This window comes from Leptotrichia sp. oral taxon 218 (genome assembly GCF_018128225.1).
In the GTDB taxonomy this organism is placed as follows: domain Bacteria; phylum Fusobacteriota; class Fusobacteriia; order Fusobacteriales; family Leptotrichiaceae; genus Leptotrichia.
Genome location: NZ_CP072377.1, coordinates 1,109,565 through 1,131,513 on the forward strand (window position 1 = coordinate 1,109,565; position 21,949 = coordinate 1,131,513).

The window sequence follows — 21,949 nt, forward strand, 5'->3', positions numbered from 1 at the left end:
CCCACTATTTTTTATTTTTTTAATTAATCTCACCATTCAAATATTTTAGTAACAAAAATTAGTAAATCAATCTAAATCCAAGTCCACCTCTAATATTTTCTCCTTTAGTGTCATATCCTGCGTTTACTGTCACTCCAAATCTAGTATTGTCAATTCCCAAATTCAAATCAAACTTACCATTTCCGTGTCTGTCTTCTTTCTCATTTCTCAAGTTATACCAGTCTGCTGTCGTATAACGAACTCTTGCCTGATTAAGTCTATTAAGTTTTCCAAGTTCATTTTCATATGCAGCTGAAAGTCCAACCGACAACTGAGTTCTAACCGCTAATGGCTGAACATACTTAAACTCTGCTCCAACTTCTGGTTTAACTGAGAAGTAGTCGTTTCCTTTTACTTCCAAGTTCATCTGACCTCTGTCTTCTTTTGCGCTTGAGAATCTTCCATATTCCATCTTTAACGCTCCATAAGGTCTTAGATGCGTTCTTTCAGACAATCTTATGTCATAACCTAAATCTGTTTTTAGTGCCGCTCCATAGCTGTAGTAGTCAGCTTTTGATTCAAACACATCGTCTACAACCCAGAATTTACGGTGCATATTATTTACTCCGCCAAACACATCTCCTGCAATTGTCCATCTTAAACTTCCGTTGTGGTCTTTTACTGGCGACATTGTCTTAAACAGTCCTGCTTTAATCATTGACTGCTGTTCAGCTGATTTTCCTAAATCTTTAAACTTAAATCTGTTTGAAACTGCTCCAGCATACCATCCAGTTGAATTTCCAAGCGTAACTGCTTCATCTTCGTGAACATAAGCCACTCCGTAAGCATTGCTGTCATAGTCAATTACTCCTGCAGTATCTGTATTAAATTCGTCTTTCTGTCCAAACACTTTTATCTTGTTATTCTGTTTAGAAGGATTTCTCCATTCGTCGTGCAAATATTTGAACTCTTTATCCAGAGCATTTCCAGTCGAATTAATTCTCATCTGCGTATTTGAATACTCATAACCTTTCATTTCATTTACAGCTTGTGCAAATATATGATTTTCCCCTTTTCCTAAGCTATTAAGTTTGTTGAAAATCTGTTTTTCTCTCGAATGAATATCTTCAACTCCATATCTCTGTTCAAGTCCATCCAAGAAATGTGCTGTATCCGTATCATTTTCACTCGCAAAGTCAGTATAAGGAATTTTTACCATATACACAGTTTTTATCGGTGCTGATATATTTCCTGACTCAACTGGCTGCGCTATCCAAGTCAAACTAGCTGAATTTACATTTAATGTAACTCCTGAAGACACAACGCCTGCCAACGCATCATTATACGGCTTCAATATGTTGTCTCCTATCTGTATTGCTTTGGCATTTAAGTATTTTGTTACTTCTGTTCCCATTATCAAGTCAATATCAGTAAGTCCATATAAATTGCTCAATCCTTGAATTGGTTTTGTGTAATTTATTCCTGATGTATCTACATACATTCCAAGACTTGAAATTTCAGCATTTGAGTGTGTATGTTCGTGATCCATCTGCTCTGTTGCCAAGTTTAATGTGGTTACTCCTGTTAAGTCAGTGATAGTTACTTCTGGCGCTTTTGGTTCTGGAACACTTGTATTAACTTTTACTGGCGTAACTTCCACTCCATTTACTGATATTGAAACTGCGCTTGGCAATGATGCTGGTGGAACTTTTACTACTGCACTTCCTGTCACTTTCTGGTCAGTTGCAGTTCCTTCAATAAATGGTCTTGTTGAAGTATTAGATTTATACTCTTCATAAGTGGCAGCTCCATCTGAACCTTTATACACATAAACTCCCATATTCTTATTTCCAGCAACATTTATCGTTCCATAGTTTTTAATAATTCCGCCATTTGTCACAACTACACCTTTTATTCCTGTTCCATTTGCTGTCGGTGTAGTCTGAATTACTCCGTAGTTTTCTCCAACCGCATCTCTGTCAATGTACATTCCAGTCGTATTTTTCCCATCAAGGTTAATAGTTCCCCTATTAATCGCAGTTGATCCTTTTCCAACGGCATACATTCCAACACTGTTTTCCTGAGAAACATTTATCGTTCCATAATTTTCAATCATTCCTACATTTGATGTTGCTTTTTTAGTTTCATCATAATACCCAGTCGCCATTCCAATTCCATATTGTTTATTAGCTATATTACTTGTCCCAACTGTAATCGTTCCATAGTTTTTCCCAACTCCCTGCGTTGAGTAAATTCCTATATTCCCATCTCCAGATCTCAAGTCAATATTTCCATAATTTATTGAATCCTGCGATGAATAAATTCCATATCCGTTATTTTTATCAGTCACAATATTAGAGTAGTTTTCAATTTTTCCACCCAACGCTTTTGGCGCTCCTGAATAAATATATACAGATTTTTCTCCAATGTGAACATCGTTTGGCGCATGTGTTGTCAAATCAGTCTTGGCATTCTTAGCTGTTATCAAATATCCAAATGAATCCGTATCTCCAACTTTCATATCCACATTTCCTGTAACTGTTGTAGGTTGTGGATTAGTCGCATCATCAGCGATGTAAACTCCAACGGCGTTATTGTTTGCCACATTAATTTTTCCACCTGTTAGATTTACAGCAGGACCAGTTGAGTAAACTCCAACTCCATTGTCATCAACATTAATTTCTCCACTTGTCATATCAACTTTTTTCCCAAAAATTCCATAAGAAGATTTTCCGACATTTATTTTTCCTGTATTTGCAATTGTAGATTTTTGGTCGTCGATGTACATTCCAATTGACTCGTTTTTAGCGGATGTAGCTGCAACATTGATTTCTCCGTTGTTTATTAAGTCAGATTCGTTTGTTCCGTACATTCCAGCTGATTTTGTTCCATTTACAGTGATTTTACCATCATTTGTTAAAGTTCCATTATTTGCTCCCATTCCAACTGAGCTATTATTTCCATTTATCGTAATTGTTCCAGTTGAACTATTTGTCGCTTTTACATCTCCTTTTGTCACTGGAACTGTTGTTTTGCTACTGTTATTTAAAACATAAATTCCAATTGCTGAATCATCACTCATAGTGATAGTTTTATTATTTGTCACATCAACTGTTCCAAAAGGCGTTGTAGCTGTTTTAAATGGTTCTGACGAAGGATCTACAATTGCTCCTGCATTATCAAGTCTGTAAGAAAGTCCTAAAATACCGAATGATTTTTTACCGCCAACTGTCACAGTTCCATCATTTACAATTGGTGTGCTATTTGTTCCGAAAATTCCAACTGCTCCTGTATTTTTATTAGTTGTTTCAACTTCTACAACTCCATTAGACTGATTGTGGATTTTACCATAATTTACATAAAGTCCAACTCCACCAGCACCTGTATCAGTTCTATTTACTTCAATTTTACCATCGTTATTAATTTGTGTAGTATTGTTAGTTGTACTTTTACTACTTGCACTTAGTGCTATTCCAATTGGAGATTTCCAGCTAGAATCAATGTCATGAACTTGTGCTGTATTTAAGTTAGCTTTAACTCCACCTGTTGACGCTACATTAACAATTGAATTTTGATAAAGCAATCTTTTACTAAATACTTCACTGTCACTATTTCCAGCTGGTGTTGTTAATCCTCTGTCTAATGAAGCATTAATATTTAAAACTCCGTTGTCAACTGAAGCATACTTATATTGTGTTGCTGCCGGATCATTAGTTACAGTTATTCCAGTACCTAATGTCTGATCTTGCAATGAACCTGAACCTAATGGAGAGTTATTAATATTTAATGTAACAACTCCTCCCGCTGCTGGATCACTATTTTGCAAATCAGCAATTATTACATCATTTGAAGAAACATGAATAGTGGCATCTGTTAAGTTTACAGGACTATTAGGAACATATGTATCATTAATGTAACCTACTGCTTTTCCACCTAATTCAAGTCTTGAAGTTTGTGTTCCATTTTTACTCATATCAATTGTACCGCCATTATCGGTATAAAGCGCATATCCTGTACCTTCATAATGTACTGTACTTCCTTTTAATGAAACATTTGCTCCATTAGTCGAAGCTACCGCTGTTGAACCATCTACAACTTTAATTCTATTATTATCCGCTATTATTTTAGTTGGATTATTTGAAGCATCTTTTCCATCAGCATATAATCCAAATCCTGTATATTCATCGATAGCTTGCCATTTTCCAGCCACAAGTTTACCTACTTGTTTACCAGTAACATCAACATTCCAATCTGTCGAAGTTGTAAATGAATTTGTTGTTCTTCTTGAAATATCAACTTTCGCACCTCTTTTAGCGTAAACTGCTCCTGTCGTAGGCGTAGAAGTACCACTTAATGGATCAGCTGAAACAGTACTTTGAACTTTCAATCCACCTAGAGTTTCATGAGTTTTAACTCTTGCTCCATTATCTGCAAAAATAAATATATTATCTGTTGTCGTATTGCTTGTTGAAATACTTCTTGCTGTTGCTTCCCAATCATTTTGAACATTTGTACTAGTTGTATTTTTATTATCAGCAAAAATAGCTGTATTATTAGTACCACCATCAAGTACCATATCACTTTCTGAATGGACAGAACCACCATTTTCAACTGCTATTCCTGTGTTATTTGCACCACCAGTCATCTTAATTCTACCAATTCCTAAATTTACCATTACACCATTTGCAGTTCCAGTTCCTGGCGTATAAACTCCCACATTATTTTGACCATTACCGTTACTTGCACCACTTCCATTCAAGTGAATATAATGAGCTTGTAAGTCAATTGCCGATTTTGAATAAATTCCTGCTGAACCTAATGAGTTTCCACCACTATCTTTTCCACCATTATTTTTTAGTTCAACTCCAAAGGCCCCATTTATCCAGTTATGTGTTCCAGGAACATAGATACCGGCACTATTATTACCTTTCATTACAATGGCTTCATCTGCCATATTCGTATCTGCCCATTTTCCACCATCACCTGCATTTGTTCCAACATTTATATCAAGTTTATTAATCTTATCTCTACTACTGCCATTCCAAAAAGCATCACCTACATATGTTACAGTTGTGTCAGTACCAGCTAAACTGGTAGCTGTACCTTGTACTGGAGTTCCAGGCGCTCCTTTTCCTGCTGACAAAGCTTTAGAAAAATTAGTAAAAACTAATGAGTGAGAAAATTGAGTTGGAACATTAGGATCAGTAACCTCTCTTGGATTAAAATAAATACCTACACTTTGATCTCCTTCCATAGTCATTTTACCTTTATTTATCACTGCTATCCGTCTATCGGAAACAATAGGAAAACCATTAGCAATAGAATGAGGAAATTCATAGCCACCACGATATGCATCATTTGCAAAATAAAACATTGCTGTTTTGTTTGCTTTTGTAGTTATATCACCTATTCTAGCACCAGTCCCAGATAATTTACCTTCATTATAAAAGAATTGCTGTGTATAATTATGAGTAGTGTCAGGCGAAACAATAAATACAGCACTTTCCATAGAATTATGAATTATTTTTCCTTGATTTACAATTATTCCATTTGCTCTTCCATGATCATCATGCGAATAACTATTTGAAAAAGTAGCATATTTACCGCTTATATCAATATTTCCTGTATTCGTAAAAATATTATATCCTCCATGCGGAGCCGTTCCATCTTCTATTATTTTCATACCTAAAATATCTTTAAAACTTTCACTTAAATCAAGTCCTGAGGAAGCTAAACCATTAAACTCAGTAATCACTTTACTAAATTGCAGTCCACCATGTATATCTTGATGCACAAGTTCCTCGGTATGTGCAGCATCAGGACCACTAACATATTTCACATCCGCATTATTTAAAAGAAATGCACCACTAGGTGTACCAGAATTACCAGAAATTTGAAACAAACCATTCACATTATCTTCTGTTATTGAAGATAGTCCAGAAACTGATTTTTCACCACCATATGCTAATCCATTTAATGTAGCATTATATGAATACACAGGAAAACCTGGAGAAGTATTTTTTATAGTTATGCTACCAGGTACACTATAAGTTAATTTTTGATAATTTATATTGCTTCCTAAATTTCTTGTAACATTTATTGTTCCACTTTTAATAGTAACCCCTTCAAATACTCCATTATGATTATTATTATCTGTATCATTTCCTAATACTCCTCTATTATTATTACCATTCATTGCAGTAATCCGTTGCCAGCTTCCTCTTGATCTAGCAGTTAATGTTAAATCAACATTCAAATTAACAGATGGAGCACTGACATTAGGTGCTTTTGGAGAACTAACTGTTCTAGGAATAAAATTAGGTAGATTGCTAACATCTACAGACATTGAAACATCTACCGCCTTCAACTTCGGTGCAATTGGTTTAAGCGAAGCCGACACCGGTATCATCGCATTTGGCTCTCTCTTCAATCCAAGTTCTGTCGTATTTCCGTAAAGAGCATGTGTATTTGGAGTCGTATTATATTTATATTTCCCCATTGTCTTATCTCTTTCATATTTCACATCAGCCGTTTTATCTCCACGACCTTTGTAGTGACCTTGCCAATTGTTGTACATTCCGTTTATTCCGTATTGCCAGCTGCTCCATGGAGATTTTACTACATGATCTCCTTGTTCCATTAACTGAATTAACTCCAAATTTGTGTTACGAAGAAGTTTTTTATTTTCAGTTCTGGCTTTTTTAAAATCTTGTCTTAGCTGCACAATTGATGTGTTTATCTGTTTTGTCTGTTCTTTTATCTCATCTTCAGCCGAAAAAAGATTAAAAGAAAGTCCTCCTGTTCCTATCGCTCCCGTCAATAAAAACGAAATAAGCGCTGAATCTGTATATTTAAAGTCTTTTACTCTTTTAGCAAAAGATTTTAATTCTTTTTTCAAATCTTTTAAATTATTTGTCATTTTTTTCCTCTCTTCTTTATATTTAAAAATTAAAAAACTTGAAACTCAATTTAAGAAAATATCAAAATTTTAACTTCAAAATTTCTCAAATTTTTTATTTCAAATTTTACTATCTTTTGTTTATTATATCAAAAAAAAAGAAAAAATCAAATATTTTTTAAAGAAATTACTAAAAAATGGAGAAAGCTCTAACTTTTGCACCTTTACTTGCTTATATTCTACTTTTATTTTATTTTTTTCTAATTTATTCTCTTTAATTTTCCCATTCTTTTTATTTTAAATATTGTTTTTTTTAAAGAAAAATGGTATTATTTAATGATGAAAAAAATGTAGGATAGTAGGAAGTGAGGAATTTTTATGAAAAAATTGTTAATTTTGTTTACCGTTTTGACATTTATGGTTATCGGTTGCGGTAATTCATCAGAAAGCGGAAACAAAGCGAATGAAAAAACTGGTAGTTCCAAAAAATTTAAGATAGGAATTACACAAATTGCGTCACACCCGGCGCTAGATAATGCGAGAAAAGGATTTGAAGATGCCTTTAAAGAAGCTGGAGTCGATGCAGATTTTGATGAAAAAAATGCAAACGGAGAAACTGCAAACGCAAATCTTATTGCAAATAACTTTGCCAGTTCAAAAGTTGACTTAATTTACGCAATAGCGACAAGTACAGCACAAACCGCAGTTCAGTCAACAAGTTCTATACCAATTGTTTTTGCAGCAATTACAGATCCAAAATCAGCTGGAATTTTAAAACCAAATGTAACTGGTGTCAGTGACAGAATGGATGTAGCTGAACAAATGAAACTGCTAAAAAGATTGGATGGCAAAATCAAATCAGTTGGTGTAATTTACAATTCATCTGAGCCAAATTCAAAAGTTCAAGTGGAAGACTTAAAAAAAGCAGCAGCGCCACTAGGACTTACAATTGTTGAAAAAAGTGTAACTCAAGCAAATGAAATTCCACAGACAGTTGACAATTTGACAAGAGAAGCCGATGCAATCTATTTACCGACAGACAACTTGGTCGCTTCAGTTGCAAATTTAATTACAGAAAAAGCTACAAATGCTAAGAAAATAGTATTTGGAGCGGAAGCCGCTCATGTAGAAAAAGGAGCTTTGATAACTCAGGGAGTAAGTTATTACGAAATCGGAAAAGAAGCTGGAAAAATGGCAATTGATATTTTGAAAAATGGTAAAAAGCCAAGTGAAATTCAGTTTAAGCAAATGCCATTAAGTGAAATCGTTATTAATGAAAAAACACTTGCAGCGCTAAATATTAACTTGCCACAAGATATTAAAAGTAAAGCAAAAATGGTAAAATAAAAAATATAAAAATTTTTTATTAAATTAAATAATTAAATTAATTAATTAATCAAAAAATTAAAAATTTTAAATTTAAAAAAAATAAAAATAAAAAAATTAGTAAACTCAAGAAATTTAAAAAATAATAATTAATAATAATTTAAGAAAGGAAAAATAAGGACATGAAAAAGATATTATTGGTACTTGTAAGTTTAATTTTTGCACTTTCGTGCGGAAATAAAAATGATGCCGCCAATGGAAAAACTCAAAATAATTCACAGCAAAAAGCTAAATTCAAAATTGGAGTAACTCAGTTTATGACACATCCATCGCTTGACTTGGTAAAAAAAGGATTTGAAGATGCGATAAAACAAGCTGGAATTGACGCCGACTTTGATGAAAAAAATGCAAATGGAGAAGTTTCAACTGCAACATTAATCGCAAATAACTATAAAGCTGACAAAAAAGACTTGGTATTTGGAATTGCAACTCCGTCAGCACAGCAACTTGCAAACAACATAACTGACATACCAGTTCTATTTTCTGCCGTGACAGACCCCGCTTCTGCCAAAATTCTAAATTCAAATGTGACAGGGACAAGCGACAAGGTTGACAATGTTTCGCAGCAATTAGATCTACTTTTAAAATTAAATCCAAATGTAAAAAAAATAGGAGTTTTATACAATCCGTCTGAACAAAATTCACTTGTTCAAATAGCTGAAATTCAAAAAAGAGCTAAAGAGAAAAAATTAGAAGTTGTATTACAAGGTATTACAAATTTTGGAGAATTAGCTCAAGCTACAAAAAATTTACTTACACAAGTTGACGCACTTTATTTGCCAACAGATAACTTAGTAGTTTCAGGAATGCAGCTTATCACATCAGAAGCAATAAGCGCTAAAAAAATAGTCGTAGTTTCTGAAAATTCATCAGTTGGAATTGGAGCATTATTTACAATGGGAATTGACTACTACCAATTAGGTAAAAGAACTGGACAGATGGCAGTTGAAATCTTAAACGGAAAACCTGTTTCACAAGTTCCTTTTGAAACTTCAAAACAATTAAAACTTTATGTCAACGAAAAAACTGCAAAAGCGCTTGGAATTGATATAAATAATCCTTTATTTAAAGGCGCTGAAATTATGGGTAAATAAAACAAAAAAATTAATACAAAAAGAAAGAGAGTAAAAAATGAATGAATTAGTAATTTTCTTACAGAGCTTGCCAGAAGCTTTTAAGATAGGATTTATATATTCGATAATGGTAATGGGAGTCTATTTGACTTATAAAATACTTGATTTTCCAGATATGTCAGTTGACGGAACCTTTCCACTTGGAGGATTTATCTTTGCGGCATTTTCCCTTTCATCAAAAGGATTTTTTGGAATAACAAGTCCAGTTATGGGACTTATTTTAGCTGTTATTGGTGGAATGATAGCTGGACTTATTACAGGAGCGCTACATGTGTATTTAAAAATCAATGGACTTCTTGCGGGAATTCTTGTAATGACTGGACTTTACAGTATAAATTCCAGAATTGTCGGAATGCCAAATGTGTTTATTTCACCAGAGAGAAGTATTTACGAAATAGTGTCATTTGAAAAAAACTTTATTCCGTTTATAATAATATTAGTAATTTTATTAATTTTAAAAGGATTTTACGATTATAAAATCAAAGCAAATAAATATATGTTTGTGAGTATGGGAGTTTACATAGTTTCAACAATTGCATTAATTGTCTATGTTGCACTTACAAAAGATGTAAAACTTATGCTAACTGTTATAATCGCTTTTGTCATAAAAATGATAATTGATTATATTTTAACTTCAAAATTCGGATTTGCGTTAAGAGCACTGGGAAATAACGAACAGCTTGTAATCAGTTTGGGAGTCAATCAGAAAAGATTAAAAATATTTGGACTTATGATTTCAAATGGAGTTGTCGCACTATCTGGAGCACTTTTTGCACAAAACTTAAAAGTTGCGGATTTACAATCTGGGGTTGGAACAATCGTAATCGGTCTTGCTGCAATAATTTTAGGACTTGGAGTATTAAAAAAATCACAACTGATAAACGAAATTTCAATTGTTACAATAGGTTCACTTATGTACTATTTCATAATAAATTTGGCACTTATGTCAAACAGCTGGACAAAATCACTATTTCAAGCAATCAAATTGCCAGACGGCTTAATCCAAATTTTGGAAATCAAGCCAACTGATGTAAAAATTATTACAGCTATAATTTTGACAATAATTTTATGGCATGAATTTGCAAAGAAAGCCAAAAAAGGTAAGAAAAAATTGAAAAAAGAAAGTGGAAGATAAAAAATGATAGAAATAAAAGATTTACATAAAACATTTTTTTCAGAACTTGGAACAGAAAAAAAAGTTTTTAGAGGACTGGATTTTACGATAAATGATGGAGATTTTATAACAGTTATTGGAAGTAACGGTGCAGGAAAATCGACTTTATTAAATGTTCTAAATGGACAAGTGATACCTGACGCAGGAGAAATTATTTTAAATGGACAAAATATAACATCTATAGAACAGCACAAAAGAGCTAGATGGATTTCTCAAGTTTATCAAAATCCAACAATGGGAACAGCGCCTTCAATGACCGTTTTAGAAAATTTGTCAATGGCAAAAAACAAAGGAAAAAGATTTAATTTTACATTCGGACTTGACACAAAAAACATTGATTTTTACAAAGGACAATTAGCCGACATCGGTTTAGGTCTTGAAAAGCAGCTACACACCCAAGTAGGACTTCTATCTGGTGGACAAAGACAGTGTTTATCGCTTATAATGGCAACACTAAACCGTCCAGACATACTTTTATTAGACGAACATACAGCAGCACTTGACCCAGAAACTTCCAATAAAATTTTGGAAAAGACAAAGGAAATTATCGAAAAAAATAATATCACAAGTCTTATGATAACTCACAACATGCAAGATGCGATAACTTATGGAAATCGTCTTATTATGCTTCACGCAGGAGAAGTTATTTTCGACATAAAAGGTGCTGAAAAGCAAAAACTTACTGTTGAAAAACTACTAGAAATGTTTAAGACAAAAGACGCAAAATTGTCAGATAAAGATGTGTTTTAAAAAATTTTTGAATTTTAAAAAATTTTAAAAATTGAAAATATTAAAATTATAAAAATAAAAGTGGAAATAATATAAAATAAAAATAAATTTCCACTTTTTTATTAGTTTTAGAAAAAATTTTAGAATTTTAAAATTTTTCTGCTATCCAGCTTTCTATTTCATATCTCAAAGGACGACTGGAAACTTTTTTTATAAATCCTTTTTTTTTCAATTCTTTCGTATATTTATTTATCGTCTGTTGAGTTTTATTTAAATTCGGAATTTTTGCTATATCTTTATTTTTTATTTTTTCAAATTCGTTAAATAAATAATCTTGGATAAAAATATATAATATTTGCATTTCTATTTTTTTCACATCTTTTCTTTGATTTTCAATTTCTTCACAAATTTTATCCATATATTCCGCTTTTTCAATCGTTTTTTCAATTAATTCCAAAATTGAATTCTGTCCTTCAATAACATTTTCCAAAATATTTTCAACAAAAAAAGTTATTTCTCCCAAATTATATTTACTCTCAACTTCTTTGAATGATTTATAATATTTCATTTTATTTTGTGCAATCATATATGAAATTGACAGCGCTGTATATTTTCCCACATATTTAGCCAAGTTCATTGACAGCAAATATCTTCCAAAGCGACCATTGCCGTCATAAAACGGATGAATATATTCAACAAAAAAATGAATTATTGAAATTTTTATAAGCGACGGAATTTCTTTGTCGTTTAAAAGTTTTATTACTTTTTCAACTTCTTTTTGTATATTTTCCTCTCCTAAAATTCCCCGATGAATTACTTCCATCGCATCGTTTTTTATTTCAACGCCATCTTTTCTAAAAATTTTTCCATCTAATTTATAATTTTCACTCTCCAAAAAATCAATAAACAATTTTTCATATATTTTCCTAAAATCTTCAGAACTTTCAATTTTTTCTTCTTTATTTTTCAAAATATTTTCATATTTTTTTACAATTCCAACTAATTTTTCTTTTTTACTAAATTTTTTTTTACCAGTTTTATTTTGCAATTCGGAATAAATAGCCTTTTTGCTAGAATGAATCCCTTCAACTTTGTTCGTATAAAGAATTTCATTTACAAACAATTTATTTACTGTATAAAACATCATCAAAGAAGTCAACTTTTGAAATTCTAATTCAATTTTTTTACTATTTTTATAAATTTCTTCCTGCAATTTAAAGTGTTTCGGCAAAAATTTAAAAAACAATGGCACTTGCTTTTTTTTATATTCGGAATAAATCATCAAATTTGTAACAATCGTTGAGCTATCTTTTATTCTTTTTTCATATTCTTCATCTAATTTCTTACTTTTATAATATAATTTTTCTAATTTTTCATATTTTATATACATTTCAATCACTCCTATTATATAAATAATATCATTTTTATATTTTAAAGTAAAGATTTTATAAAAAATTTTTTTATTTTTTATAATTACTAAAATTATTTAAAAAATTCAAAATACACAGTTTTTAAAATTTTTGTTGTAATATCCCATTTTTTTTGGTAAAATCTTAATTGAGAAAAAATATTTTATTTTTAGAAAGGAAATTAAAATGAATACAGAAAATCAGACATTAAATTTGAACACAATAATTAGAATTATTTACAAAAACAAAAACTTAATTGCACTAATTACAGTTATAACAATGGTACTTGCAACAGCTTTTGTTTTTTTGCATAAATCTTTTAAAACAGAAATAAACTTATACGGAAATGACAAAGTTTTGACAGAAATTGGAGAAAATTCTCAATATTCACTTAGTTCATTTGAGTTTTTTTCCTACATAAAAAGTCACTCAAAAACGCTAAAAAATTTAAATTTGCCAGAAAATAAATTTTTAAAAGAAATGTCAACTAGACTTACTACACAAACTGAAACTGGCGATCCGATGGTAAAAGTAAAATTTTCATCAAAAAGCAAATCTGAAGGAGAAAATTTTTCCAAAGAATATCACATACTTGCACAAAATTATTTGAATGAAAAAAAGAACAGCTATTTGGATGCGCAATTAAAATTATTAGACGAACAGTATAAATTTATTTCTAAAAACACAGATATCAGAACGACAAAAGACCCTTTAACTGATACTTTAGTTTCAAGACTTTCGTATTATAGACTTCTAAAAAACGATTCAAGTCCAGTTATAAAATACATTAACTCAACTACAAAACCGTCATTAAACAAAAAATTAGTTTTAGCAGCATCACTTTTTGTCGGACTATTTTTAGGAATTTTTGCCGCATTTGTTAAAGATTTTTCAAATACATTGGATTGGAAAGATATTAAAAGCAAAAATTAAATTGTAAAAATAAATAAAATAAATAAATTTAAAAAAAGAATAGATTTGAGAAAAATATTAAAAAATTTAAATATTTAAAAAAATAAAAATAAAATAATTAAAATAACAAAAAAAAATAAAATAAAATAAAGTAAATAAAAATAAAAAAAACGAAAGGGAAAAGAAAAAGAGAAATGGATTTTTTTTATCATACGATAACGACATTAGTTTTAACATTTTTTTATTATGTCGGCTTCAAATTTCCAGATTACGACTTTAAATTAAAATTAAGTCACAGAAATATATTAACTCACTCTCCATTACTTGTAATTATTTTATTCGCACTGCATCAAAATAAAATTCTTACATTGAGTTATAAAACGAAGTATGACATAACAGATTTTGTGACGGTTGGACTTAGTCTTGGAATTGCAATTCATCTGCTTTATGATTTATTTCCAAAAAGTTTTAAAGGAACAGCGCTTTTGCAATTTCCAATTGTAGAAAAAAGTTTATCAAAAGATGAAACAATCGCCACTATGATAATTTTTATCATTCTTTTGACAGGATTTTCTGTCTACAAGTTAAAAAATTATCTCGATTTAGTCACAAATCTCATTTTAATAATAATTACTTTTATTTTAAAAAGAAAAAGTGAAAAAAATTTTTTTCGTGTGGCTTTTCTTTTCGTCATTATTTTCTCGCTTTTAATTTCTTTAAAACAAAATATATCTTTTGATAAATTTTTTTAAAAATAAAAAACTATCTTAAAAATTAATTTCTAAATTTCTTAAGATAGTTTTATTTTTTTTATTTTAAATTTTAAACTTTAAATTTTAAAAATAAAATTTGATTATTTATTGACTTCATCAGCCAATTTTTTACCAACTTTAAATTTTACAACTTTTTTGGCAGCAATTTGCATTTTTTCTCCTGTTGCTGGATTTCTTCCTTCTCTAGCGGCTTTTTCTTCCACTTTAAATGTTCCCCATCCAACAAATTGAATTGAATCTCCTTTTACCAAAATTTCTTTTGCTGTTTCCAAAAATGCATTTACCAATTCTTCTGATCTTTTTTTAGTTTCACCTGTTGCTTTAGCATAAGCATCTACAAATTCTTTTTTTGACATTTTCATTCCTCCAATTTTTTTTATCACTATAATAGTACCATATTTTCAGCATTTGTCAAGTTTTATAAAAAACTTTTTAAAAATTTTTTAATCATTTTTTCTTCTTGAAATCACTTTTATAATTTCATTCACAACAAACGGAACAAGTGACAATCCAATTACCATTCCCCAATGACTCGGATCTATCGCAGTCACTTTAAACATTTGTGCAATACTTGGAATTGAAGTCAAGCCAATTTGCAAAACTATTCCAATAATAATCGAACCAATTAAGAATTTATTTCCAAAAAATCCAATTTCAAAAATAGTCTTTTTACTATTTCTCATCGACAATGAATAAAACAATTGCGAGAATGTAAGAACGATAAACGCCATTGTTCTTCCATAAGTTAAAATTTCACGTGTTGCAGGATTACTGTCTTTTACGGCTGAAATAGGCACAGTCCCGCTATGAATAATTCCTAGGTAAAATGCCACAAGTGTAAGCACTCCAATCAGCACTCCACCAACAATTGATCTCATTCCCGCACCTTCAGAAAAGAAACTCTCCTTCGGATTTCTAGGTTTTCTAGTCATAACTTCCTTATCTCCAGGATCCATTCCAAGCGAAATTGCTGGTAATGTATCAGTTATTAGGTTTACCCATAAAAGCTGAGTTGCGACTAACGGTATTGACCATCCAAATAATGTTGCAATAAACACACACAAAACTTCTCCCAAATTACAAGAAAGCAAGAATATAATTGTCTTTTTGATGTTGTTAAAAATATTTCTTCCTTCTTCAATCGCATGAATTATCGTAGTAAAATTGTCATCAGTCAAAATCATGTCACTAGCACCTTTAGAAACATCAGTTCCTGTAATTCCCATAGCAACTCCTATATCGGCAAATTTAAGCGACGGCGCATCGTTTACTCCATCTCCAGTCATTGACACAATATTTCCCTGCTCTTTAAACGCTTTTACAATCTTAACTTTATGCTCAGGCGAAACTCTTGCAAACACTCTATATTTATTCACTTCCTTAGCAAATTTATCATCTGGAATCTCATCAATTTCAGCTCCAGTCAAACTTTGGCTAATATCTGTCGCAATTCCAAGCTCTTTTGCAATCGCAACTGCCGTATTCTTATGATCTCCAGTTATCATAATCGGAGTAATTCCAGCATTTTTAGCTTCCACAATCGAATCTTTCACTTCAGTTCTAGGCGGATCAATCATTCCAACAATTCCAACTACAACCAGATCTTTTTCCATCTCTTCAGGTAAAATTTGGCTGTCAACATCTTTAAATGCCACTCCAAGCACTCTTAATGCATCATCAGACATTTCTTCAGCAACTTTCAATATTTTATTTTTTTCTTCTTCAGTCAATGGTAAAATTTCTCCATTTACAAGAATTTTATTTGCTCTTGTAAGAATGTTGTCAATCGCACCTTTTGTATGAACTCTATATTTTCCACCTTCTTCATTAAGTGTCGACATAAGTTTTCTGTCCGAATCAAATGGATTTTCAGAAACCCTTTTATATTTAGCATTCAATGCGTTTTTTTCCAAATCAAATTTATTTCCCAAGACAATCAGAGCCACTTCTGTCGGATCTCCAATATCTTGTCCATTTTCAACAGATGCATCCGAGCAAAGCACAAACGAACGAATTAACTCAGTTTCATCAACATTTGCCTTTTGTCCATCTTGACTGGAAATATCCCTTAAATTATCCAAAGTATAAGTTTTTACAACAGTCATCTTATTTTGAGTAAGCGTCCCAGTTTTATCAGAACAAACAATATTTACCGCTCCCAATGTTTCAACCGCTGGTAATTTTCTCACAATCGCATTTTTCCTTGACATAGTCTTTACCCCAAGTGAAAGTACAATCGCAACAATCGCAACAAGTCCTTCAGGAATTGCCGCCACAGCCAAACTTATCGCAGTCATAAACATATCAACCGCTTCTCTTCCTTGAATCAACCCTATGACAAAAATAATTCCACAAATTGCTAAAGCTCCATATCCCAAAATTTTTCCAAGCTCTTCCAATTTTATCTGAAGCGGAGTTAATGTATTGTTATCTTCATCCAAAATCTGTGCAATTTTTCCAATTTCAGTATTCATTCCAGTTTCAACTACAACTCCTTCTCCTCTTCCGTAAGTTGCCATAGTTGACATAAATGCCATATTTTCCTTATCTCCAATTGGTATTTTTGCATCAGTTGTAATAAAATTAGCATCCTTTTCACTTGGAACAGATTCTCCAGTAAGTGCCGACTCTTCAATCTGCAAATTAGCACTTTCAATAAGTCTGACATCTGCTGGAATATATCTTCCCGCATCAATTACTAAAATATCTCCTGGCACCAGTTCTTCCGAATTAACTTCAATAACTTCGCCATTTCTTCTAACCAAGCTCTTAGGTGTTGTCATCTGCTGTAACGCTTCCAATGCCTTTTCCGCCTTAGATTCCTGTACAACTCCAACTACTGCATTTATAAGAACAACCGCTAAAATTATCAAGGCATCTGCTATTCCATCTTTTCCGTGCGCAATAATATTAATGACAGCTGCGCCAATTAGCACATAAATAAGCATATCCTGAAGCTGTGCCAAAAATAACTGCAGCAAACTTTTTTTCGGCTTTCCTTTCAATTTATTAGGTTCATATTTTCCCAGCCGCTTTTTTACTTCTTCAGTTGAAAGTCCCGTCTTTTCCGAAACATTCAGCTCTTTTAAAACATCCTTTGATGATTTAGTAAACCACATATTCACCTTACCTCTTCTTTCTTAAAATCTTTGTAGATATTATACACTAAAATTAGTTTTATTTCTATATTAATTTATTTAATTTATTTAATTTCTCTAATTTTCTCTATTTCTTTATTTAAAAAATTTTTAAAATTTTATGTTGAAAAAAATTAATATCTATTATATACTTAAAATAGGAAAAAATATTAAACGGAGGATATAATTTTTATGGATTACAAGACGATTATTGTCGGAATTGCAGGAGGAACTGGATCTGGAAAAACTAGCGTCACTCGTGCAATTATCGAAAGTTTAGAAAAAAAGGGAATTAAATCAATTCTTCTCGAACAGGATTCGTACTACAAAAGAAATGACCACTTGACTTACGAACAAAGGGTTACGCTAAATTATGACCATCCGAATGCGATAGATTTTGATTTGCTGGAATCTCACATTCTTGCGTTAAAAAATAATCAATCCATTGAAAAACCTATTTATGATTTTCAAGTTCATAATAGAATTGATAAAACTGAACATATCAATCCAGCAAATTTGATTATTGTAGAGGGAATTTTAGTTCTGGCAATTGAAAAGATCCGTAACTTATTTGATGCAAAAATATTTGTAGATACAGATGATGACGAAAGACTTTTGCGAAGAATTGAAAGGGATTTGCATGAACGAGCTAGAAGTTTTGAGAGCATAAAAAACCAGTACATTAACACAGTAAAACCTATGCACTTGGAATTTGTTGAACCATCTAAAAGATACGCAGATGTAATAATTCCACGAGGAAAAGACAATAAAGTCGGGATAAATATGGTTGTCAGCCGACTTCGTTATTTATTTAAAAAATTAAAAGAGAAATAAAAAAAAGAAAAAAAAGAAAAGAGGAAATTTTATGAAAATAGTTGTAATTGGTGGCGGAGCTGCCGGAATGATGTTTTCCACTCAATATAAAAAAGCAAATCCTGATGATGAAATTTTTTTGTTTGAAAAGTCAAGCTATGTGGCTTGGGCTGGATGTCCAACTCCTTATTTTATCGCTGATGAATTAAAAAAAAGCAATGTTTTGCACGGAACTCCTGAAGATTTTATGAAAAGAGGGGTTAATGTAAAAATTCATCACGAAGTTAAAAGCGTTGATTTTGAAAACAAAACGCTTGAAGTAAAGGGAGACGAAATTAACGGAACTTTTTCTTATGACAAGCTTGTAATCGCAGTTGGAGGAAAATCTTTTGTCCCAAATATTAAAGGATATTCTCCAAATTTAGAAAATGTATTTACATTATCTCACGCTGAAAGTGCTTTTAAAATTAAAGAATATTTAACTCAAAACAAAAACAAACTAAAAAATGCAGTTGTAATTGGAGCTGGATTTGTTGGAATTGAAATGGCAGAATCTTTCAAAAAAAATGGACTTAATGTAACTGTCATTGAAAAAGCAAAAGAAATTTTCCCGACAATTTCAGAAAATCTAAAGGAAAAAATTTACAAAAAATTTAAAGAAAAAGATATAAATCTAAAATTAAATTCTGGTGTCACTGCTGTAAATTCTGAAAATAATGTTGCAAAATCAGTAAAATTAGACTCATCTGAAAATATTGACTTTGATATCGCATTATTTAGTATCGGAGTTACTCCAAACATAGATTTTTTACCTAAAACATTAAAAACTGATAGCGGAAAAATCGTCATAAATGATAAATTCGAAACAAATATAGACGATGTCTACGCAATTGGAGATTGTGTATTTAATAAGTATTATAAAACTGACAGAAATTTATTTGAGCCACTTGGAGATGTTGCAAATAAACACGGAATGATGTTGGCTAAACACTTATCTGGAAAAAATATAAGCTGGAAAGGATTGATTCGTTCATTTGCCACTTCATTTTATGATATAAAATTAGCACAAACTGGACTTTCTCTAAAAGAAGCAACTGAACTTGGCTACAATGCCGATGTTGTCAAAATGAAAGCGATGTATAAAAACTCTGGATTCGCAGATTCATTTCCTGCAAGTGCTGAAATTGTTTATGATAAAGATAGAAAAATTGTTCTTGGTGGAGCAATGGTGGGTTTTGAAGCTGTCGCACAATTTATCGACCAAATTGCAATTGTTATCACTTTTGAAATACCGATTGAAAAATTTATCGAAATAGACTTTGCTTATTCGCCAACAAATGCAAGTGTTTGGAATCCACTTCTTGTAGTTTATAGAAAAGTTATAAATTAATTATTTTGATAAAATAAAATAAAGCAAAATAAATTAAAACATAATAAAATAAATTAAATTAAGTTAAATTAAATTAAAGGAGTTTTTTTGAAAAATAAAATAAATAAAATTAAAATCGATATTAACAAAAATAAAAAATTTAAGATAAATTATCAAATATTCTTTATTTTTCTTGCAATTTACAGCTTTGCCACGACGCTACTTGATTTACATGGTGATATTCATATTTCAAAAAATCCTCTTTTGGAATTTATTGATTTTTCAATTTATTTGATTTTCGCCATTGATTATATCATAAGATTTATATTTGCTAAGCACAAAGCTAATTTTATTGAAAATAACATTCCCGACTTGATTTCAATAATTCCATATTATTCGATTTTTAGATTATTTAGAATTTTTAAAATTAGAAAATTTGCAAAAGTTTTTAAACATTTAAAATTATCAAAACTTTATCTTTTTGTAAAAAAAACATACAAAAAAATAAAAAAATTTTTAAAGTTAAATGGTTTAATTTATTTGCTAATTATGGCAGGGCTTGGAATTATTATTTCAGCTCTTGTCATTTCCTATGTAGAAAAGATGAATTATAGCGATAGCCTTTGGTGGGCATTTGTCACAGCAACTACAGTCGGCTACGGAGATATTTCTCCAAAAACTCATATTGGAAGATTCGTTGCCATTTTTCTAATGCTCATTGGAATTGGAACTTTCGGAATGATTACAGGAACAATCGCAACTTATTTTTTAAATAAACAAAATGACATTGCGCCAACTGACGACTTAGACAAATATATTTTAAATTCTGAAAACTTTAGCGACTCTGAAAAAAAAGAAATTATCACTTTTATACATTTTGTGAAATCAAAGCGGGAAAAATAAAAAGATTTAAAATTTTGAATTGAATAAAAATATTCTTTTCTCATTTTAAATCTTTTTTTACTTCTTTTTTCTCCATCTTTTGTGCTGCCACATATACTGCTCTGGATATTCCCTAATTATTTCTTCAAACTCATTATAAATTTTTTGCATATTAAATTTCATAGTTTCTTTTAACTTACTCTGCTTTTCTATCTCAATAATCTTTTTATTTTTTACAATTATTTTATTATTTTTATCAAATACCGCATAAGCCAGTACCAATGGAACTTTATGCTTAATCGACAAAAGCACAGGTCCAGCAACCGCCGTTGTTTTTCTCCCAAAAAATTCAATCTCCACATCTTTTCCATAGTGATCCGAAGCCAAAGCAATTATCGATTTTTCGTTTATAGCTTTGCTTAAAAGCTGACTTTCATGCAGCGGAATTGAATTTAGTCCACCTTTTTCACGCCACTCAGTCATCAAATCATTAATTTTCTCATTTTTTTGCTTTCTAAAAACAGCATAAAATTTTCTCAAATTTTCCATTTTACTTCCCGCTTCAAATCCACCTAAATGCAATGAAACAATCAAAACTGCCTTATCTTTTGCCATTTCTATTGCCTTTTTCATTATCTCTTCATTTTCAACCGAAGTATTTTCCCCTTTTGTAATTTCTTCCAAAAAATCGAAGTCATTATCATTTTTCCCATCGTTTTATATGACTCTTTTGCAATTCTTTTAACTTCTTTTTCATTTTTTTGAGGAAAAGCATTTTTTATATTGTCCAATGTCAATTCTCGCCTTTTTTTTACTAAAAAATACGCTAAAAGTCCCATTTTTTCAAAAAATTTATATCGCCATTTAAGTGGAAAAATTGACAAAACTTTTTTAAATGCCACAAGAAAAAATTTTAACATAATTTCTCCTTTTTAATATTTTTTTATTTTATATTTTTTTATCTTTATTCTTATATTTATTCTTATTCTTATATTTATATTTATATTTTCTACTTTTTTAAAAAAAAGAGCATATCTAATACGCTCTTATTTATTTACTATTTTCTGATTCCTAATTTTTCGATTAAGTTTCTGTAATCGTCTACATTTCTATTTTTTACATAATTTAATAATCTTCTTCTTTTTCCGATTAATTTTAATAATCCTACTCTTGAGTGAACATCTTTAGGATGTACTTTCAAGTGTCCTGTCAAGTGACTGATTCTGTCTGTCAATAAAGCTATTTGAACTTCTGCAGAACCTGTATCTTGAGCGTTTTTTCCAAATTTTTCAATAATTTCTTTTTTTGCTGTTAATGCCATTTATAATTTCCTCCTAATTTTATTATCTAAACCA

At 30.7% G+C, this 21,949-nt stretch carries 16 protein-coding genes; 9 read left to right on the top strand and 7 right to left on the bottom strand.

All coding sequences use genetic code 11. The annotated features are described in order from the left end of the window. Nucleotides 1-58: 58 nt before the first annotated feature. On the bottom strand, nt 59-6,898 hold the full coding sequence (locus J5A73_RS05145) for an autotransporter-associated N-terminal domain-containing protein (protein ID WP_211613606.1): 6,840 nt from the start codon (nt 6,896-6,898) through the stop codon (nt 59-61). Nucleotides 6,899-7,255: 357 nt separating this feature from the next. On the opposite strand from J5A73_RS05145, the gene J5A73_RS05150 reads away from it, so the two are divergent. The 4 genes from J5A73_RS05150 to J5A73_RS05165 all read left to right on the top strand — a co-directional run bounded on the left by J5A73_RS05150 (nt 7,256) and on the right by J5A73_RS05165 (nt 11,320). Next, complete coding sequence (locus J5A73_RS05150; protein ID WP_211613608.1) at nt 7,256-8,224, top strand: ABC transporter substrate-binding protein; 969 nt, start codon at nt 7,256-7,258, stop codon at nt 8,222-8,224. A 161-nt stretch (nt 8,225-8,385) separates the two neighbouring features. Beyond that, nucleotides 8,386-9,357 (top strand): ABC transporter substrate-binding protein, encoded by a 972-nt coding sequence (locus J5A73_RS05155; protein WP_211613610.1) that lies wholly within the window; start codon nt 8,386-8,388, stop codon nt 9,355-9,357. A 37-nt stretch (nt 9,358-9,394) separates the two neighbouring features. After that, a complete protein-coding gene (locus tag J5A73_RS05160) occupies nt 9,395-10,531 on the top strand; it encodes an ABC transporter permease (protein ID WP_211613612.1) in 1,137 nt (378 codons plus the stop codon). Nucleotides 10,532-10,534: 3 nt separating this feature from the next. Beyond that, nucleotides 10,535-11,320, top strand: a complete 786-nt coding sequence (locus J5A73_RS05165) for an ABC transporter ATP-binding protein (RefSeq protein ID WP_211613614.1) — start codon at nt 10,535-10,537, stop codon at nt 11,318-11,320. A 127-nt stretch (nt 11,321-11,447) separates the two neighbouring features. Here the strand turns inward: J5A73_RS05165 and J5A73_RS05170 are convergent, their stop codons facing one another. Further along, nucleotides 11,448-12,689 carry a Fic family protein gene (locus J5A73_RS05170; protein ID WP_211613616.1) on the bottom strand — a complete coding sequence of 414 codons (1,242 nt, stop codon included), beginning with the start codon at nt 12,687-12,689 and terminating at the stop codon, nt 11,448-11,450. A 205-nt stretch (nt 12,690-12,894) separates the two neighbouring features. Here J5A73_RS05170 and J5A73_RS05175 point away from each other — a divergent pair, with 205 nt between their 5' ends. Both J5A73_RS05175 and J5A73_RS05180 read left to right on the top strand, forming a co-directional pair. Next, the gene (locus J5A73_RS05175) at nt 12,895-13,641 is read left to right on the top strand and encodes a lipopolysaccharide biosynthesis protein (protein WP_211613618.1); all 747 of its coding nucleotides are present in this window, start codon (nt 12,895-12,897) and stop codon (nt 13,639-13,641) included. Nucleotides 13,642-13,814: 173 nt separating this feature from the next. Next, nucleotides 13,815-14,372 carry a hypothetical protein gene (locus tag J5A73_RS05180; protein ID WP_211613620.1) on the top strand — a complete coding sequence of 186 codons (558 nt, stop codon included), beginning with the start codon at nt 13,815-13,817 and terminating at the stop codon, nt 14,370-14,372. Between the two features lie 101 nt (nt 14,373-14,473). Here J5A73_RS05180 and J5A73_RS05185 read toward each other — a convergent pair whose 3' ends face one another. Together J5A73_RS05185 and J5A73_RS05190 are read right to left on the bottom strand one after the other, a co-directional pair. After that, nucleotides 14,474-14,749 carry an HU family DNA-binding protein gene (locus J5A73_RS05185; RefSeq protein WP_211613622.1) on the bottom strand — a complete coding sequence of 92 codons (276 nt, stop codon included), beginning with the start codon at nt 14,747-14,749 and terminating at the stop codon, nt 14,474-14,476. An 87-nt stretch (nt 14,750-14,836) separates the two neighbouring features. Further along, on the bottom strand, nt 14,837-17,512 hold the full coding sequence (locus J5A73_RS05190; protein WP_305798692.1) for a cation-translocating P-type ATPase: 2,676 nt from the start codon (nt 17,510-17,512) through the stop codon (nt 14,837-14,839). A gap of 210 nt (nt 17,513-17,722) precedes the next feature. Here J5A73_RS05190 and udk point away from each other — a divergent pair, with 210 nt between their 5' ends. The 3 genes from udk to J5A73_RS05205 all read left to right on the top strand — a co-directional run bounded on the left by udk (nt 17,723) and on the right by J5A73_RS05205 (nt 20,615). Then, nucleotides 17,723-18,364 carry a uridine kinase gene (gene udk / locus J5A73_RS05195; protein WP_211613626.1) on the top strand — a complete coding sequence of 214 codons (642 nt, stop codon included), beginning with the start codon at nt 17,723-17,725 and terminating at the stop codon, nt 18,362-18,364. A gap of 31 nt (nt 18,365-18,395) precedes the next feature. After that, complete coding sequence (locus J5A73_RS05200) at nt 18,396-19,733, top strand: FAD-dependent oxidoreductase (RefSeq protein WP_211613627.1); 1,338 nt, start codon at nt 18,396-18,398, stop codon at nt 19,731-19,733. A gap of 87 nt (nt 19,734-19,820) precedes the next feature. After that, complete coding sequence (locus tag J5A73_RS05205) at nt 19,821-20,615, top strand: potassium channel family protein (RefSeq protein ID WP_249069149.1); 795 nt, start codon at nt 19,821-19,823, stop codon at nt 20,613-20,615. A 57-nt stretch (nt 20,616-20,672) separates the two neighbouring features. On the opposite strand, the gene J5A73_RS05210 is transcribed toward J5A73_RS05205, so the two are convergent. The 3 genes from J5A73_RS05210 to rpsO all read right to left on the bottom strand — a co-directional run bounded on the left by J5A73_RS05210 (nt 20,673) and on the right by rpsO (nt 21,915). Next, nucleotides 20,673-21,278, bottom strand: a complete 606-nt coding sequence (locus J5A73_RS05210) for a lysophospholipid acyltransferase family protein (RefSeq protein ID WP_249069150.1) — start codon at nt 21,276-21,278, stop codon at nt 20,673-20,675. Beyond that, entirely contained in the window at nt 21,227-21,514 is a 288-nt protein-coding gene (locus tag J5A73_RS10445; RefSeq protein ID WP_249069151.1) for a hypothetical protein, read from the bottom strand. The genes J5A73_RS05210 and J5A73_RS10445 overlap by 52 nt, the downstream gene beginning before the upstream one ends. Before the next feature lie 137 nt (nt 21,515-21,651). Next, nucleotides 21,652-21,915, bottom strand: a complete 264-nt coding sequence (gene rpsO, locus J5A73_RS05215; protein ID WP_211613629.1) for a 30S ribosomal protein S15 — start codon at nt 21,913-21,915, stop codon at nt 21,652-21,654. Between the last annotated feature and the right edge of the window lie 34 nt (nt 21,916-21,949).